The organism is Desulfovibrio legallii (assembly GCF_900102485.1).
Lineage (GTDB): Bacteria > Desulfobacterota > Desulfovibrionia > Desulfovibrionales > Desulfovibrionaceae > Desulfovibrio > Desulfovibrio legallii_A.
In genome coordinates, this window is record NZ_FNBX01000005.1 from 55,317 (window position 1) to 70,703 (window position 15,387).

The 15,387-nt window shown below is 66.7% G+C and carries 16 protein-coding genes; 6 read left to right on the forward strand and 10 right to left on the reverse strand.

Annotated elements, in window-relative coordinates; genetic code table 11:
* Nucleotides 1-54 precede the first annotated feature (54 nt).
* Together mbfA and BLS55_RS04485 are read left to right on the forward strand one after the other, a co-directional pair.
* A complete protein-coding gene (gene mbfA, locus BLS55_RS04480) occupies nucleotides 55-1,011 on the forward strand; it encodes an iron exporter MbfA (RefSeq protein WP_092153168.1) in 957 nt (318 codons plus the stop codon).
* A 163-nt stretch (nucleotides 1,012-1,174) separates the two neighbouring features.
* A complete protein-coding gene (locus BLS55_RS04485; protein ID WP_092153169.1) occupies nucleotides 1,175-1,375 on the forward strand; it encodes a twin-arginine translocase TatA/TatE family subunit in 201 nt (66 codons plus the stop codon).
* Nucleotides 1,376-1,636: 261 nt separating this feature from the next.
* On the opposite strand, the gene tsaB is transcribed toward BLS55_RS04485, so the two are convergent.
* The 10 genes from tsaB to BLS55_RS04535 all read right to left on the reverse strand — a co-directional run bounded on the left by tsaB (nucleotide 1,637) and on the right by BLS55_RS04535 (nucleotide 9,930).
* The gene (tsaB, locus tag BLS55_RS04490; protein WP_092153170.1) at nucleotides 1,637-2,497 is read right to left on the reverse strand and encodes a tRNA (adenosine(37)-N6)-threonylcarbamoyltransferase complex dimerization subunit type 1 TsaB; all 861 of its coding nucleotides are present in this window, start codon (nucleotides 2,495-2,497) and stop codon (nucleotides 1,637-1,639) included.
* Nucleotides 2,494-3,648: an RIP metalloprotease RseP gene (gene rseP / locus BLS55_RS04495; RefSeq protein WP_092153246.1), complete on the reverse strand. Its 1,155-nt coding sequence runs from the start codon at nucleotides 3,646-3,648 to the stop codon at nucleotides 2,494-2,496. The genes tsaB and rseP overlap by 4 nt, the downstream gene beginning before the upstream one ends.
* The gene (gene dxr, locus BLS55_RS04500) at nucleotides 3,642-4,973 is read right to left on the reverse strand and encodes a 1-deoxy-D-xylulose-5-phosphate reductoisomerase (protein WP_092153171.1); all 1,332 of its coding nucleotides are present in this window, start codon (nucleotides 4,971-4,973) and stop codon (nucleotides 3,642-3,644) included. The genes rseP and dxr overlap by 7 nt, the downstream gene beginning before the upstream one ends.
* Before the next feature lie 316 nt (nucleotides 4,974-5,289).
* Nucleotides 5,290-6,111 carry a phosphatidate cytidylyltransferase gene (locus BLS55_RS04505; protein WP_092153172.1) on the reverse strand — a complete coding sequence of 274 codons (822 nt, stop codon included), beginning with the start codon at nucleotides 6,109-6,111 and terminating at the stop codon, nucleotides 5,290-5,292.
* The gene (locus tag BLS55_RS04510) at nucleotides 6,101-6,823 is read right to left on the reverse strand and encodes an isoprenyl transferase (protein ID WP_092153173.1); all 723 of its coding nucleotides are present in this window, start codon (nucleotides 6,821-6,823) and stop codon (nucleotides 6,101-6,103) included. Before BLS55_RS04510 ends, BLS55_RS04505 begins: the two co-directional genes overlap by 11 nt.
* Nucleotides 6,824-7,014: 191 nt before the next feature.
* Nucleotides 7,015-7,575 carry a ribosome recycling factor gene (gene frr, locus BLS55_RS04515; protein WP_092153174.1) on the reverse strand — a complete coding sequence of 187 codons (561 nt, stop codon included), beginning with the start codon at nucleotides 7,573-7,575 and terminating at the stop codon, nucleotides 7,015-7,017.
* Between the two features lie 30 nt (nucleotides 7,576-7,605).
* On the reverse strand, nucleotides 7,606-8,319 hold the full coding sequence (gene pyrH, locus BLS55_RS04520; RefSeq protein WP_092153175.1) for a UMP kinase: 714 nt from the start codon (nucleotides 8,317-8,319) through the stop codon (nucleotides 7,606-7,608).
* Between the two features lie 99 nt (nucleotides 8,320-8,418).
* Complete coding sequence (locus BLS55_RS04525) at nucleotides 8,419-8,820, reverse strand: DUF4911 domain-containing protein (RefSeq protein ID WP_092153176.1); 402 nt, start codon at nucleotides 8,818-8,820, stop codon at nucleotides 8,419-8,421.
* Nucleotides 8,821-8,836: 16 nt separating this feature from the next.
* A complete protein-coding gene (locus BLS55_RS04530; protein ID WP_092153177.1) occupies nucleotides 8,837-9,181 on the reverse strand; it encodes an AzlD domain-containing protein in 345 nt (114 codons plus the stop codon).
* Nucleotides 9,178-9,930 carry an AzlC family ABC transporter permease gene (locus BLS55_RS04535; protein WP_092153178.1) on the reverse strand — a complete coding sequence of 251 codons (753 nt, stop codon included), beginning with the start codon at nucleotides 9,928-9,930 and terminating at the stop codon, nucleotides 9,178-9,180. The genes BLS55_RS04530 and BLS55_RS04535 overlap by 4 nt, the downstream gene beginning before the upstream one ends.
* Nucleotides 9,931-10,520: 590 nt before the next feature.
* On the opposite strand from BLS55_RS04535, the gene rpsB reads away from it, so the two are divergent.
* The 4 genes from rpsB to BLS55_RS04555 all read left to right on the forward strand — a co-directional run bounded on the left by rpsB (nucleotide 10,521) and on the right by BLS55_RS04555 (nucleotide 15,167).
* Complete coding sequence (rpsB, locus tag BLS55_RS04540; protein ID WP_092153179.1) at nucleotides 10,521-11,303, forward strand: 30S ribosomal protein S2; 783 nt, start codon at nucleotides 10,521-10,523, stop codon at nucleotides 11,301-11,303.
* Nucleotides 11,304-11,465: 162 nt separating this feature from the next.
* Nucleotides 11,466-12,323, forward strand: a complete 858-nt coding sequence (gene tsf / locus BLS55_RS04545) for a translation elongation factor Ts (protein WP_092153180.1) — start codon at nucleotides 11,466-11,468, stop codon at nucleotides 12,321-12,323.
* A gap of 334 nt (nucleotides 12,324-12,657) precedes the next feature.
* Entirely contained in the window at nucleotides 12,658-13,821 is a 1,164-nt protein-coding gene (locus tag BLS55_RS04550; protein WP_092153181.1) for a glycosyltransferase family 4 protein, read from the forward strand.
* The gene (locus BLS55_RS04555) at nucleotides 13,818-15,167 is read left to right on the forward strand and encodes a sugar transferase (protein WP_092153182.1); all 1,350 of its coding nucleotides are present in this window, start codon (nucleotides 13,818-13,820) and stop codon (nucleotides 15,165-15,167) included. Before BLS55_RS04550 ends, BLS55_RS04555 begins: the two co-directional genes overlap by 4 nt.
* The last annotated feature ends 220 nt before the right edge of the window (nucleotides 15,168-15,387 follow it).

The window sequence follows — 15,387 nt, forward strand, 5'->3', positions numbered from 1 at the left end:
CGCAGCCTGGACCTTCCCCTGCGCGCCTTCCCGCAAACCCATACGGCGGCCGCCATGAAAAAATTTTCCGAACTGAACGAGCAGGAAATCCTTGCCCTGGCCATCACGCTGGAGGAAGAGGACGAGCGCATCTATGCGGACTTTGCCGCCGCCCTGCGCGACGACTTTCCGGCCACCGAAGCCGTGCTCAAGGGCATGGGCGCGGAAGAGACCGTGCACCGGCAGAGGCTCACGGAGCTGTTCCGCAAAAAATTCGGGGAGCATATCCCGCTGCTCCGCCGCCAGGACGTCAAAGGCTTTGTGCAGCGCAGGCCTTTGTGGCTGGTGCGCCCGCTGGGCCTGGACGCGGTGCGCCGTTTTACGGCCGACATGGAGCTGGAGACCCGCCAGTTTTATGAAAAAGCGGCCGCCAGAACCGCAGATCCGGAGATCCGCCGCCTGCTGGACGACCTGGCCCAGGCCGAGCGGCGGCATGAGCTCAACGCCGAACGGCTTTCCGACAAGTATCTGAACCCGGACGCCAGGGCCGTGGAAGCGGCCGCCCAGCGCCGCCTGTACGCCCTGCAGATCATTCAGCCCGGTCTGGCCGGGCTTATGGACGGCAGCGTCTCCACCCTGGCCCCGGTGTTTGCGGCGGCCGCGGCCACGCACGATTCCTGGCAGGCCTTTCTGGTGGGCCTGGCGGCCTCACTGGGCGCGGGCATCAGCATGGGTTTTGCCGAGGCCCTTTCAGACGACGGCAGCGTTACCGGGCGCGGGCACCCCTGGGTGCGCGGACTGGTCTGCGGGCTCATGACCACCCTGGGCGGCATCGGGCACACCCTGCCCTTTCTCATCGGCAACTACCGCGCAGCGCTCATGGCGGCGCTGGTGGTGGTGGCGCTGGAGCTGGCCGCCATCACCTGGGTGCGCTCCCGCTTTATGAACACGCCCATAGTTTCCGCCGCGTTGCAGGTGGTGCTGGGCGGCGTGCTGGTTTTTCTGACCGGGTTGCTTATCGGCAACGCCTGACGGGGCATAAAGCGCAGCCCCGCAAAAATCCTTTGCACTCTTTTCCCTTTTGGCCTAACACTTGCGGCAAGATGTCTCCGGCGGTCGCGTTTTTCCCGCGCGCCGCCTTTGGGGATGCCCTGGGAGACCCATACCGCGCAAACGCGCAAAAAGGGGGCGTACTATGTTTGATTTGTTCAGCGTACCGCATCTGTTGCTGGTGATGGGCGTGGCCATGCTGTTGTTCGGCACCAAGAAACTGCCGGAAATCGGCGCAGGCCTCGGCCGCGCCATCCGGGATTTCCGCCGGGCGGTCAGCGAACCCGACACCGTGGATATATCCCGCAGGGATGAAAAGCCTGAGGACGCCGGCCGCAACGGCTGAGCGACGGCGCTCCAGCGGCCTTTTACGGCGGCGCGTTCTGAACGGACGCGGCCGCCGTTTTTTTGCGCCCTGCCGCGCGCGACGGCCAACCCCACAAAAATTTCCCCCTTTCCCCTATAGCAGATCAACTTTGAGAACAGGCATTCTCAAAGTTTGCGGCACGCTCGTTTCTGCGCTTAACAGCGCAAATAAATTGCGCTTACGCCTCCACAGCGGACGTCTGCTCACGCAGCCGCCAGGGCATTTCAAAGTTGAAATGCCCTAAATTTCGCTTTGCGGGGCGCGGTCCAGTTTTTCTTTCAGGGCGGCCACGGCGGCGGCAGGGTTCAGGCCCAGGCGGGGGGCCAGGCCGGGGAGGTTTTCCACGGCGTCGCAGGGGCGCACATAGAGGGGTTCCGGATCCCGGTCGAAATAGTCGCCGTGGCGGGCCAGGAGGCGCAGGGCGGTGACGGAGGGGCTGGTCAGATCCGGCAGGGCGGTAAGGGGCAGGAACGTGGCGGCGGGGCCTTCCGGAGCGGGCGCGTTTTCCAGCAGGGGGGCGAGGTGCGGGTTGCGCGCGAGCCCGCTGCCGCAGACCCAGACCCGGCGGGCGGCATCCGTGCCGGGCGGCGTGGGGTGCGCGCGGCTTTGGGCAATGCGGCGGGCGGCCTCGTCCGGGGTGCAGAGCTCCACGGGCTGCAGGGGCTGGGGCGGAATGACGGGGCCGTAGCTGCGGAAGGGCTGGCAGTGCACCAGGTTGCGGCGGGCGTGGGTCAGCGTCCAGATGGGCGCGCCGTAGAGCACGCCGCGCGCCGTGGCCAGGGTGGCGGCCAGGGCCTGCATGTAGTCCAGGCCGGCCAGGCGCAAGGGGCAGGTGCGGCGCAGGGCCGCCGCCGTGGCCAGCACCAGGCGGATGCCGGTGAAGGAGCCCGGCCCGCGCACGCAGGCCAGGCGGCGGAAGTCGGCCAGGCGCAGACCCAGCGCAGTACATATCTCGCGCAGGGCCGGAGCCAGGATTTCCGTGGCGCGTTCGGGCCGCCGCCATTCCTGGGCGCAGAGCAGGGTTTCGTCCTCGGTGACGACGATCTGCAGCGCGCCTTCGGCGGCGTTGAGGATCAGCTCCAGGCCCGTGCCCGCGTTCATGAGCCGCTCCCGAACCAGCCCGTGTTTTTGAGGATGCGCCAGATGTCGTTATAAGTGGCCAGCAGCATAAGGGTCACCAGCAGGGCCAGGCCCGCGCGCATGGCGTATTCCTGCACCTTGGAGCTGAGGGGCCTGCGGAAGAGCATCTCCCAGAGGCAGAAAAAAATCTGCCCGCCGTCCAGCACGGGGATGGGCAGCAGGTTGAGGATGCCCAGGTTGATGCTGATAAGCGCCGTCAGCGCCAGAAGCCCGGCCAGCCCTTCCTGCGCCTGCTGACCCACCATCTGCATAATCATGATGGGCCCGCCCACCTGATCCAGGGGCACCACGCGCTCCACCAGCTTGACCAGGCTCTGCCAGGTAAGGGAGACCATCTCCGCCGTCTGGCTGAGGCCCGCGCCGGCCGCGTCCACAAAGCCGTGCTCCACCAGGCGCACGCCGCCGGAATTGCGGATGCCGATAAGCCAGGCTTCTTCTTCCTCGCCGAAAATGGTTTTGCGGGTAGCGCGCTCCGGGGTCAGCTCCAGGCTGATGCGCATGCCGCCCGCGGTCAGGCCCGGCGCAGCGGACGCGGACTGCGGGGCAGCGTCGGGGGCCGTGTCCGGGCGCAGCACTTCCAGCTGCAGGGTGCGGCCGCCGCTGCGGTTGATGGCCGCGGCCATGGCCTGCCAGCTGTCCAGGGGCCGCCCGTCGATGGAGAGAATGGTGTCGCCTGGCGCAAGCCCCGCGCGGGCGGCGGGGCTTGCCGCCACCACGCCGCCCACCTGAGGCAGCAGCACGGGCGTGCCCCAGCCCCAGGCCATCACCCAGCAAAGCAGCCAGGCCAGCAGCACGTTGGCTGCGGGCCCGGCCGCCACCACCAGCAGGCGCTGCCAGGCCGGGCGCAGGGCAAAACTTTCCTGCTCCGTAAAGCCCTCAGGGATTTCGCTGGCGTCGCTTTCGCCCACCAAGGCCACATAGCCGCCCAGGGGAACGAGAGAAAGGGCGTATTCCGTCTTGCCCTTCTTATATTTGAGAATCTTGGGGCCAAAACCCAGGGAGAAGGTGGAGACCCCCATGCCCAGACTTCTGGCCACGGCAAAGTGCCCCAATTCATGAAAAAAGATCAGACCGCCCAGAACGACGATCACAGCAATAACGGTTGTCAGCACAGGCATCCTCCGGGGCGGACCAGCGCACGGACCCGCTCGCGGCTCAGGCGGTCCAGCTCTTCCAGCCGGGCCGCCAGGGTATGGGCCTGCCGCGCCAGGGCGGCGGGCGTGAACGCGCCAGGGGCGGACGTGGCCGCCGGGGGCGCGCAAAAAATTTCGTGTCCGGGGTGTTCGGTTTCGTAGGCCTCCAGCACGGCGGCGATAAGCCGGGGGATATCCGCAAAACCGCAGCGCCCGGACAAAAACAGATCCACCGCCGCCTCGTTGGCCGCGTTGAGGGTGACGCAGCGTCCGCCGCGCGCCCGGAGCGCCCGCCGGGCCAGGTCCAGGCAGGGGAAGGCCGCCACGTCCGGCCGCTCGAAGGTCAGGGGGGTGCGCGTCAGGTCCGGCGGCGGCACGTCCCCGGCCTCGCAGCGCGGCCAGAGCAGGCAATGGGCAATGGCCAGGCGCATGTCCGCCGTGCCCAGCTGGGCCAGCTGCGCGCCGTCCCGGAACTGCACCAGCGAATGGACCACCGACTGCGGGTGCACCAGCACGTCAATGCGCTCCAGGGGCACGCCGTAAAGGTGAAAAGCCTCAATGACCTCCAGCCCTTTATTCATCAGGGTGGCCGAATCCACCGTGATCTTGGCCCCCATGCTCCAGTTGGGGTGCCTGAGGGCCTGCTCCGGCGTGACCTGGGCCAGCCGCTCCGCCGGCCAGCCGCGGAAGGGGCCGCCCGAAGCGGTGAGAATCAGCCGGTCCACATCCTGCCCGTGCCCGGCCAGGCACTGAAAAATGGCGTTGTGTTCCGAATCAACCGGCAGGATGACCGCGCCGCTGGCCGCGCAGACCCGCCGCAGCAGATCCCCGGCCAGGACCAGGGATTCTTTGTTGGCCAGGCAGATGACCTTGCCAGCCAGGGCCGCCGCCAGGGTGCCGGCCAGCCCCGCCGCCCCCACCTGGGCCGAAAGCACGGCGTCCGCCTCCGGCAGGGTTGCCAGGGCGGCGTAGCCCTCGCGTCCCACCAGGATGCGCGGCGCGTAACCCGTCGGCAGCAGGGCCCGCAGGGCCTCCGCCGCCGCCGCGTCCAGCACGGCCAGGCACTCCGGCCGCCAGCGCGCGGCCTGCGCCGCCAGCTTCTGCACGTTGCGCGCGCAGGAAAGCCCCACCACCCGCAACAGATCCGGATGCCGTTCCACCACGGCCAGCGCGCTGGTCCCGATGGAACCCGTGGAGCCCAGCAAGGCCAGACTGCGCGGCCAGGCCTCGCGCCACGCCGCCGCCGGCGGCCCGGAAATGTAGTCAACCTGCGGGCCGCCCCGGCCCGGCCAAAGTATCGTCATGGATTGTGTCCCGTGGGGATGGAGGGGGTTTTGCGGGGGAGGAAGCCTTTTGCAAAAGGTTGCCTCCCCCGCGCCCCCACCCCCTAACATTTTTTGGGCGCTTCGCTGCCGTCGTTATGGAGCCGCCAGCGTCCGGCATTACTGCCCAGGGAACGCTGCCGCCACCCCCAACCGGCCACCCGCAGCGCGGCCTGAGAACGGGGGCCTTGGGGGGCCGTGCCCCCCAAGCCGCCGGAGGCAGTTTCCGCCTGCCCGTTGCAGCCTGCGGCGCGCCCGCGCGTCTGACGCAGCCCAAGACTCAAAAAGACGCAATTTTTTAGAAGAAGAAGAACCATTGGTCCACCACGGCAAACATAGGCATGGCGAAAAGCAGGCTGTCCGCCCGGTCCAGCATACCGCCGTGCCCTGGAAGGATCTGCCCGGAATCCTTAACATTAACCGAACGTTTGAGGGCGGATTCAAACAGGTCGCCCAGCTGAGCGAAGGCGTTGACCGCAATGCCCAGCAGGGCGAAGGAAAACCAGCCGGTTTTGCCGTAGATTGCGCCGTAAACGGCACAGAAGATCACGCAGCCCGCCAGGCTGCCCACCGCGCCTTCGGAGCTTTTGTTGGGGCTCACGCGGGGCCAGAGCTTGTGGTGGCCGAAGCGCGTGCCCACAAAGTAGGCGGCCGTATCCGAGATGGCCACCGCCGCGATGATGAAGATGAGCTTGGTGGTGGAAAGGTAGGTGGCCGGCAGGAGCAGCAGGGGCACATAGGCGAGCCCGGCCATAAAGATGCCGCTGGAGGCAAAGGCGTTGTCCTCTTCCACCACGTCCCAGCGGAAGAGAAAGCTCATGGCGGCCAGCACAAAGCCCGCGCCCAGGCAGACCAGAGCGTCCTGGGGCCGGTGCAGCCAGGTCAGGCAGAGCATGCCCCAGCCGAGGACAATGGCGCAGACGCGGCTGGAGACGCGGCCCTTGTGCCCCCAGAACAGGGAGTAAAATTCCCACAGGCCCAGGGCCGAGGCCAGCAGGATGACCAGCAGCAGCGGCCAGCCCCTGTGCCAGAGCACCAGCAGGAGCACCACCGCCAGGGCAAGGCCCGTGACGATGCGTCGAAAATCCATGGGATGATGCGTTGCGGGTTCAATGGGCATGGAGTTGCTCCTCTGTTTTGCCGAAGCGGCGCGAGCGGGCGGCATAGGCCCGCAGGGCCGCGTGCAGTTCTTTGGCGTCAAAGTCCGGCCAGAGCACGGGGGTGAAGTAAAGTTCGCTGTAGGCGCACTGGTAGAGCAGGTAGTTGCTCAGGCGCAGCTCGCCGCTGGTGCGCACCAGCAGATCCGGATCGGGCTGCCCGGCAGTGTAAAGACGGTCAGCGAGGCTCGCTTCGGTGACGTCCTCCGGCTTTGCGCCTTCGCGCAAAAAGGTCTGCACCGCGCGCACCAGCTCGCCGCGGCCGCCGTAGTTGAGCGCCAGGTTGAGCGTCATGCCCCTTCCCGCTTCCGTGCGTTTGATGGCGTGGCGCAGGGCCGTACGCTGGGCTGCGGGCAGGCCGTCCAGATCGCCCAGCACCTTGAGGGCGATGCCTTTTTCCTCCATCAGGGGCACTTCTTTGCGCAAAAATTCCAGCAGCAGGGAAAACAGGGCGCTGATTTCGGTTCTGGGGCGGTTCCAGTTTTCGCTGGAAAAGGTGTACAGGGTGAGATGCCCTATGCCCAGGGCGCGGCATTCCGTCACCACGACGCGCACGGCCTCGGCCCCGGCCCGGTGCCCGGCCTCGCGGGGCAGGCCGCGCTGCTGGGCCCAGCGGCCGTTGCCGTCCATGATAATGGCCAGGTGACGGGGCAGCATGGGAAGTTCGTTGTTCATGAGACCTCAGCCTGCACGGTATGGGCGCGGCGTCCCCGGCGACCGTCGGCCGCCGCGAACGCCGCGCCACATGAAGAGACAAGATGCGAGCGCGCCGCAGGCCGTCCGCCGCCGCACGGCGCGGGCCATGCCGCCGGGGGATTCAGGCGGCGCAAAGCCCCGGCGCGGGGTCGCCGCCCAGGCTCGCGGCGCTAGATATCCATAATTTCCTTTTCTTTGGCCGCGCATTTTTTGTCGGCCTCGGCCACATATTTGTCCGTGAGCTTCTGCACGTCGTCCGTGGCCTTTTTCTGCGCGTCCTCGGTGATGGTTTTGTCTTTTTCCAGCTTTTTCAGCCCGTCGTTGGCATCGCGGCGCACGTTGCGCACGGCCACTTTGGCGTCTTCAGTGTACTTGCGGGCCACCTTGACCAGATCCTTGCGGCGTTCTTCCGTCAGGGGCGGCAGCACGATGCGGATGGTGCGGCCATCGTTGACAGGGGTGAGACCCAGGTCGGACTTGAGGATGGCTTTTTCCACCACGGCGAGGCCGCCTTTGTCCCAGGGCTGGATGGTGAGCGTGCGGCTGTCCGGCACGGCCACCGAGGCCATCTGGCTGATGGGCGTGGGCGTGCCGTAGTAGTCGGCGCGGATGCCGTCCACCAGGGCGGTGGTGGCGCGGCCGGTGCGCAGTTTGGCAAATTCGCGCTCCAGCGCGGTCAGGGCCTTTTCCATGCGTTCTTCGGCGTCCAGAAGAATGCTGTCAGTATCCATCAATGGTCTCCTTGAAGAGGGCTGTGCGGCCTAATTGTGGACGATGGTGCCCACGGCTTCGCCCAGCAGCACGCGCCGGATGTCGCCGCCGAACATGCGGCAAACGATGATGGGCACGTTGTTGTCGCGCACCAGGGCGAAGGCCGTGGCGTCCATAACGCCCAGATGGCGGGCCAGGGTCTCGTCGTAGCTCAGGCTGGCGTATTTGACGGCGTCGGCGTGCTGGGTCGGATCTTTGTCATAAATGCCGTCCACCTTGGTGGCCTTGATGATGGCGTCGCACTTGAGCTCCATGCCGCGCAGGGCCGCCGTGGTGTCGGTGGTGAAGTAGGGGTTGCCCGTGCCCGCGGCGCAGATGACCACCCGGCCTTTTTCCATATGACGCAAGGCACGGCGGCGGATGAAGGGCTCGCAGACCTCCTGCATGGTAATGGCCGAAAGCACGCGGGTGGGGTAGCCGTGCTTTTCCAGCATGTCCTGCACGGCCAGGGCGTTGAGCACCGTGGCCAGCATGCCCATATAATCCGCGGAGGAGCGTTCCATGCCCTTGGCCGAGCCGGAAAGCCCCCGAAAGATGTTGCCCCCGCCGATGACCAGGGCCATTTCCACGCCCATTTCGAGCACCGTGCCCAGTTCGCGGCAGACGGCGTCCACCGTTTCAGGGTCAATGCCGGTTTTGTGTTCGCCCGCCAGGGCCTCGCCGCTCAGTTTGAGCAGCACGCGCTTGTATTTGAGTGGGGCCATGCTACCGCCTTGGGATGGTGCTGGAGGGTTGGAGCACGGCGCGCGCCCACAGGCGGGCCACGCCGCAACGGGTCAGTCATAGCAGAAAACGCGCCGGCCTCAAAGCCTTTTTGCGGGCGGCTCCGGCCCGGCGGCCGGGGCGGGGCCGCCGTTTGCCAGGGGCCAGGGCTGCGCCGCAAACGGCACGCTGCGGGCTATGGCGGCCAGGGCCGCGTGCGTTTCCGCGGCCATGTGGGGCGAAAACACGAGTTTGAAGAGGGCCGTATCCGTTTCCAGCGCCGTAAAATAGGCCAGGTTGTCGTAGGCTTCCAGCAGGCGGCGAAAGAGGCCCGCATGCTCCGGGGCCATGCGCAGCAAAAGGCAGGCGCTGCGCCGGGGCGCGGCGGGCGCGGCCGGACGCGGGCGGCGCTGCGCCTGCAGGGCCGGGGGCGTCGGCTTCGGCGGGGCTTCCGCGCCCGTGGCGGGCTCCGGCGCTGCAAGCGGCAAAGGGCGGCAGGTCATAACGGCGTGATTCCGATCAGTAAAATCCCAGCCAACGGGCGGCGATCACCAAAGCGAGGCCGAAGGCGATGGTGAGAAAGTAGTTTTTGCCCCACCAGGCCACCAGAACCGAGGGCAGGGCCGCCATAAGAAAAAGGTTGGAGGGTCCGGCGCTGAAGCGGCCCTCGTAAAAAAACACGTCCGGCCCCACCAGGGCCGCCATGACCGCCACCGGCACGAAGGAAAGCCAGCGCCGCAAAAGCGGCGGCAGGCTGTCCCCGCGCAGCAGGGTGACCGGCAGCACCTTGGGCAGCAGGGTGACGACCACGCCGCCCAGCAGACAGAGCAGCAAAAGGGTGTTCTGCGACCACCAGGCGTTCATGGCCGCGCCTCCTCGCCCGTATGGGGGGCGGCGGGGGCGGAAGCCGCCGTGCGGCCTTCCCGCCGGCAGAGCAGAAACGTGCCCAAGCTCGCGCCCGCCACTGTGGCCAGGGCGATGTTCCACTGGCTCATGCCCAGGGCGCGCAGGGCGATGGAAAGCCCCAGGGTAAACACGGCCACCAGCACATGCAGGCGGCCCACGCACTGCGGCACCAGCAGGGCCAGAAACATGGCCGTAAGGGCGTAGTCCAGGCCCAGGGGCTTCACGTCGCTGATCAGCTCCCCGCAGAAGGCCCCCAGGGCGCTGCCCGCCACCCAGCCCAGCTGGGCGGTTTGGTTGCAGACAAAAAGGGTCGTCAGGCTGCGCCGCCAGCCGTTCTGGAAGGCCGTGACGTGCACGGCGAAGGTTTCATCCGTAATGCCCAGGCCCAGCAGCAGGCGCGGGAAGCGCGCCAGACCCGCATACCAGGGGGCCAGCGCCGCGGACTGCAGAAGATAGCGCAGGTTGACAATGCCCACGGCGGCGATGATGGAAGCCGCGCCCGCGCCCGCGCCCCACATGCCCGCAAACACAAACTGCCCGGAGCCGGAGAACATGAGCACGGACATGCCCACGGCCAGGGCCGGGGGAATCTGATTTTTGACGGCCAGCACCCCGAAGGCAAAGCCCACGGGCACATAGCCCAGCACAATGGGCAGAGCGCGCCGCAGGCCTTCCGCCACGGGGGAAGGCTGGGGGGAATGTGACATGGGCAACCTCAGGGCGCGGTGGCGCGCAAAAACTGTGACGGCCGCCGCATCCCGCCGGACGCGCCGCAACGCCGTCCGTGGCGGCCCGTCCGCCGCAAAACGCCTTTGCTCTATCCTTTTTAAAAACGCAAGGCAAGAATGCCCGCGGCAGGGGGCGCGCCGCGCCCACAGGGCACAGCGCCCTTGAAACGCCTTTTTTTAAAGGCGGATAAACGCCCCGAACGGCGCGTGCATTTTGGTGGCGGGGCTCTGCCAGCGCGGCGATGAAAACCTTGGCAGCAGGAAGCCGTCCCGGCCGTCGCGTCCGCAAAAAACGTGTTCCTGCCCGCGCCAAGGCTTGCCAGACGCGGCGCAATGGTGTATGCGTTCCCTCTCATCAAGCACACCCTGGCAGCGGCCCGGGGTGCCCGGCGGCGGTTTACCGCCCTTTGTTCGCCCCAGGAGGGGAATGCCGCGTTGCGGAAAAACAGCCTTTGCGGCCGGAGCCACGCGCTCCGCCGTCCGGGCCGTCCGCGGCGCAACGTTCCAGGGGGCCGGGTTGCAGGGCCTGGAGCCGGAGTGGAAGATCACAACCCTTTGGAGGCTTTTTCATGGCGTACGTCAGCATGAAGCAGATGCTGGAAACCGGCGTGCACTTCGGGCACCAGACCCGCCGCTGGAATCCCAAAATGCGTCCTTACATCTTCGGAGCGCGTAACGGCATCCATATCATCGACCTGCAGCAGACCGTCAAGCTGTTCCGCGTGGCTTACGACAAGGTGGTGGATACCGTGGCCCGCGGCGGCAAGGTGCTCTTCATCGGCACCAAGCGCCAGGCCCAGGAGGCCGTGGCCGCCGAAGCCGGCCGCGCCGGGCAGTTTCATGTGACCAACCGCTGGATGGGCGGCACCCTCACCAACTTCGTCACCATCCAGAAGAGCATTGATCGCCTCAAGAAGCTGGAAAGCATGTTTGCCGACGGCACCATCAACCGCTACCAGAAAAAGGAAATCCTCCTCCTGGAGCGCGAGATGCACAAGCTGGAGGAGACCCTGGGCGGCATCAAAAACATGGACCGCCTGCCCCAGCTGGCCTTCATCATCGATCCGCACCGCGAAGACATCGCCGTGAAGGAATGCCGCAAGCTCGGCATCCCCATCGTGGCCGTGACCGACACCAACTGCGATCCGGACGTCATTGACTTCATCATCCCCGGCAACGACGACGCCATCCGCGCCATCAAGCTGTTTGTGACGGCCTTTGCCGAAGCCTGCCTGGAAGGCGACGCCATGGGCAAGGACCACAAGAGCGAAGACGCCGAGGCCGCCTTGCAGAAGGCCGCCGAGGCGGCCCCCGCGCAGGAAGCGGCTCCGGAAGCCGCGCCCGCCCAGTAAGCCCGGCGCATCCTTTTCCCTGTTCCGGGGGCAGCGCAACCTGTTTGCAGAACCGGCCGCGCTGCCCCCGCCCGGTTGCGGGGCGCGGGCTTGCCCGCCGCCCCCTCCGGGCCGCAGCAGCACAACCCCGGCCCCGGGCCGGACGCATGTGGAGTAGATATTATGGCTATCACCGCACAGATGGTAAAAGAACTGCGCGAAATGACCGGCGCGGGCATGATGGACTGCAAAAAAGCCCTGGTGGAAGTGAACGGCGACATGGAAAAGGCCGTGGACTGGCTGCGCCAGAAGGGCATGGCCAAGGCCGCCAAAAAGTCCGGCCGCGCCACCAGCGAGGGCCTGGTCACCCTGGCCGTGAGCGACGACGGCAAACATGTAGCCCTGGCCTCCCTGCTCTGCGAGACGGACTTTGTGGCCCGCGGCGACCAGTTCCAGAACATGGCCGCCCAGGTGGCGCAGGCCGTGCTGGACAACGCCCCGGCCGACGCCGCCGCCCTGGAGGCCTCCATGGGCCCGGCCGTGACCCAGCTCATCGCCGCGGTGGGCGAGAATATGCAGCTGGGCGGCTTTGCCCGCCACAGCAAGGAAAGCGAGAAGGAAGTGGTGGGCCACTACCTGCACGCCAACGGCAAAATCGGCACCCTGGTTTTCCTGACCTGCGGCAAGGCCGAAAGCGTGACCAACCCTGAAGTGCTGGCCCTGGCCAAAAACCTGGCCATGCAGGTGGCCGCCGCCAACCCTGTGGCCCTGGACGCCGCCAGCCTGGACCAGGCCGCCGTGGAACGCGAGCGTGAAGTCTACCGCCAGAAGGCCCTGGACGAAGGCAAGCCCGCCCAGATTGTGGACAAAATCGCCGACGGCGCGGTGAAGAAGTTCCAGAAGGAAGTCTGCCTTATGGAGCAGCCCTACATCCGCGACGACAAAAAGAGCATCAGCGATCTGGTGCGCGAAACGGGCAAGGCCGTGGGCGACGCCATTGCCGTCACCGGCTTCGAGCGCATTCAGCTGGCCGCGGAATAACCCGGCCACCGACGCCGCTTTTTACGGGGAAGGGCCTGCGCCTGCGGGGGGCCCTTCCCCGTCCTGCGTCTGCCGCCCGGCGTCGTCCCTTCCGCGGCCATGCCGCATTCCTGCCGCCGTCGGCTTGCCGCTGCGCCGCGGGGCCGCGCCGGGCCTTTTCAGAACGGCGCGGAGCTGCTACCATCGGGGCTCCCGCCACAGGCGGGCAGGACGCGGCAGCCGACCGGCCGGGGCGGCAGCCCGTGCACGCCGCACCGCCGCGCCGGGGGCTCTCCGCCCTGAAGCGCGTTGCCGGGGCGCGCAGCGCCACAACCAGGCTCCAGGAGAAACCGGGATGAAGATCGTCGTTCTGGGCAATCAGGCCAAGGCCATGCGCAACTTCTGGAGCGTGCTTGTCGCCCATATGCGCCGCGCCGGGCATGAGGTTCTTTGCTGCGCGCCGCCGGGCGACAATGTCGCCAACGCCGCGCTCACGGCCCTGGGCGCGCGGCTGCGCACCTATCCACTGGACCGCAAGGGCCTCAACCCCATCCGCGACGTGCGCACCCTGGGCGCGCTGGTGCGGCTTTTTAAGGAAGAAAAGCCCGACCTGCTCTTCGCCTCCACCATCAAGCCGGTCATTTACGGCTGCATAGCCGCGCGCGCGGCCGGCGTGCCCCACATCTACGCCACCATCACCGGGCTCGGCTACGCCTTTGAGGCCGACAGCCTCTTTAAAAAAGCCGTCAATAAGCTGAGCTGCCTGCTCTACCGCGCGGCCCTTTCCGGCGCGGAAGGCGTTTTTTTTCAGAATCAGGACGACATCCGCGTCTTCCGCAAGGCGGGCATTCTGGGCCCGCGCGCCCGCGTGCTCACCGCGCGCGGCACCGGGGTGGATACGGCCCGCTTTGCCCCGGCCCCTTTCCCCAACCTTGCCGAGGACGGCACGCTGACGGGCCCGCCCGTGTTCCTGCTGGTGGCCCGGCTGCTGGAGGCCAAGGGCCTGCCGGAATACGCGGCCGCCGCGCGTCTGCTTAAGGCCAGGCGCCCTGAGGCCCGCTTTCAGGTGCTGGGCCCGCCGGAACACGGCCTGGGCAGCGTGAGCCTGGACCAGATCAAGGCCTGGGAGGCCCAGGGCAGCATCGAATACCTGGGCGAAACCAGCGACGTGCGCCCCTATGTGGCCGCGGCCCATGTGCTGGTGCTGCCCTCCTGGCGGGAAGGCACGCCCACGGCCATTATGGAAGGCATGAGCATGGGCCGCCCCGCCGTGGTCACCGACGCCCCAGGCTGCCGCGAGGTGGTGCGCCAGGGCGTCAACGGCTGGCTTACGCCCCTGCGCGACCCGCAGGCCCTGGCCAGCGCCATGGAAACCTTCATCACCACGCCCCAGAACATCCTGCGCATGGGGGCCGCCAGCCGCGAGCTGGCCCTGCGCGAACTGGACGCCCACACGGTGGCCGCACGCATCCTTGAAGATATGCGCGTGCCCGCCGCCCATGAGGATAGTCAAGCATGATAAGCACCTATCGTATGGCGCTGTTGCAGGCGCTGGACTTTTTCTGCATTCTGCTCGCCCTGGCCGTTTCCGGCATGCTGAGCATCGCGCCGGACCTGAGCGTGTTCCACGACTACACGGGCGCTTCGCTCTTTACCGTCTTTTTCTACCTGCTCTTTTTCTACATTCTGGACGCCTACAGCGTGGGCAGCGAAGACATCCGCGAAACCGTGGGCCGCGTGCTGGTGGCCTGCCTTCTGGGCATCATCTCCTCCGCCACGGCTTCCTACGCCTTTCAGCACTGGCGCTTTGACCGCGAAACCGTCGTCCTGCTCTTTGCCCTTTCCTTCTGCTTCTGCCTGGGCTGGCGGCTGCTCTATTACCTGAACGCCGACAAAATAACCCACCCCCTGCGCATCCTGCTGGTGGGCGTGGACCGCGCGGGCAAGGTGCGCCAGCTCCTGGCCGAGGGCCTGCCCAAGGCCGAAATTCTGGGCTATGTGGGCGAGCGCGACCAGGGCCCCGACGCCGGCCCCTGCCTGGGCGCGCCCTTCCTGGCCCTGGATATCGCCAAGGAAAAAAAGGCCACCATGATCCTCCTCCTGCCGGACGCCCCCATCGACGACGACATCGCCCACGAGCTGCTGGAAGCCAAGCTGCGCGGCAGCATGGTGGTGGATATCCGCAGCTTCTACGAACATGTGGTCCAGCGCCTGCCCCTCTCGCAGATCACGGACGAATGGCTCATCCAGAACGAGGGCTTCTCCCTCAATACCCGCGGTTCCCTGCGCCGCCTCAAACGCGCCCTGGACATGTTCATCTCCCTGATTCTGCTCATCCCCGCCACGCCCGTCATGCTGCTCACCGCGCTCATCGTCCGCCTGGAGTCCCCCGGCCCGGTCATCTACCGCCAAGAGCGCGTGGGCCTGTTTGAAAAGGAATTCACCGTCTACAAGTTCCGCTCCATGCGCGCCGACGCCGAAAAAGACGGCGCAGTCTGGGCCAGCGCCCACGATAACCGCGTCACCCGCTTCGGCCGCTTCATCCGCAAGGTCCGCATCGACGAGCTGCCCCAGATCTGGAATATCCTCAAGGGCGACATGAGCTTCATCGGCCCCCGCCCCGAACGCATGGCCTTTGTTCAGGAACTGAAAAAAACCATCCCTTACTACAGCGTGCGCCACTCCGTAAAACCCGGCCTTACCGGCTGGGCCCAGGTCTGCTACCCCTACGGCGCTTCCGTGGAAGACGCCCGCCGCAAACTGGAATACGACCTCTATTACATCAAAAATATGTCCATCTTGCTGGATATCCACATCATCCTCAAAACCATCGGCGTGGTCCTCTTCCCCAAAGGCGCGCGCTGAGGGGGGTATTTTTTATTAGGGCATTGCATCTGCTCTAGTTGTGGGGGGAAGGGGAAACTTTTGTGAACAAAAGTTTCCCCTTCCCCCCACGCCCTCCATCCCCTTCAAAAAACTTTTCTCCCCCAAGGGGACGCAACAGGCGCACCTTGAAAGCATCCCCTTGTTGCCCAACGTCGCGTTATTCCTGTGGCGGTGGTGCGGCGCGAGGGCGCAATCGCCG

Coding starts and splice junctions, on each gene's coding strand:
- BLS55_RS04510 (WP_092153173.1), bottom strand. CDS start 6,823: ATGAACAACGAACTTCCCATGCTGCCCCGTCACCTGGCCATTATCATG.
- BLS55_RS04525 (WP_092153176.1), bottom strand. CDS start 8,820: ATGACCTGCCGCCCTTTGCCGCTTGCAGCGCCGGAGCCCGCCACGGGC.
- BLS55_RS04550 (WP_092153181.1), top strand. CDS start 12,658: ATGAAGATCGTCGTTCTGGGCAATCAGGCCAAGGCCATGCGCAACTTC.
- pyrH (WP_092153175.1), bottom strand. CDS start 8,319: ATGGCCCCACTCAAATACAAGCGCGTGCTGCTCAAACTGAGCGGCGAG.
- tsaB (WP_092153170.1), bottom strand. CDS start 2,497: ATGAACGCGGGCACGGGCCTGGAGCTGATCCTCAACGCCGCCGAAGGC.
- frr (WP_092153174.1), bottom strand. CDS start 7,575: ATGGATACTGACAGCATTCTTCTGGACGCCGAAGAACGCATGGAAAAG.
- BLS55_RS04530 (WP_092153177.1), bottom strand. CDS start 9,181: ATGAACGCCTGGTGGTCGCAGAACACCCTTTTGCTGCTCTGTCTGCTG.
- rpsB (WP_092153179.1), top strand. CDS start 10,521: ATGGCGTACGTCAGCATGAAGCAGATGCTGGAAACCGGCGTGCACTTC.
- dxr (WP_092153171.1), bottom strand. CDS start 4,973: ATGACGATACTTTGGCCGGGCCGGGGCGGCCCGCAGGTTGACTACATT.
- BLS55_RS04535 (WP_092153178.1), bottom strand. CDS start 9,930: ATGTCACATTCCCCCCAGCCTTCCCCCGTGGCGGAAGGCCTGCGGCGC.
- tsf (WP_092153180.1), top strand. CDS start 11,466: ATGGCTATCACCGCACAGATGGTAAAAGAACTGCGCGAAATGACCGGC.
- BLS55_RS04485 (WP_092153169.1), top strand. CDS start 1,175: ATGTTTGATTTGTTCAGCGTACCGCATCTGTTGCTGGTGATGGGCGTG.
- BLS55_RS04505 (WP_092153172.1), bottom strand. CDS start 6,111: ATGCCCATTGAACCCGCAACGCATCATCCCATGGATTTTCGACGCATC.
- BLS55_RS04555 (WP_092153182.1), top strand. CDS start 13,818: ATGATAAGCACCTATCGTATGGCGCTGTTGCAGGCGCTGGACTTTTTC.
- mbfA (WP_092153168.1), top strand. CDS start 55: ATGAAAAAATTTTCCGAACTGAACGAGCAGGAAATCCTTGCCCTGGCC.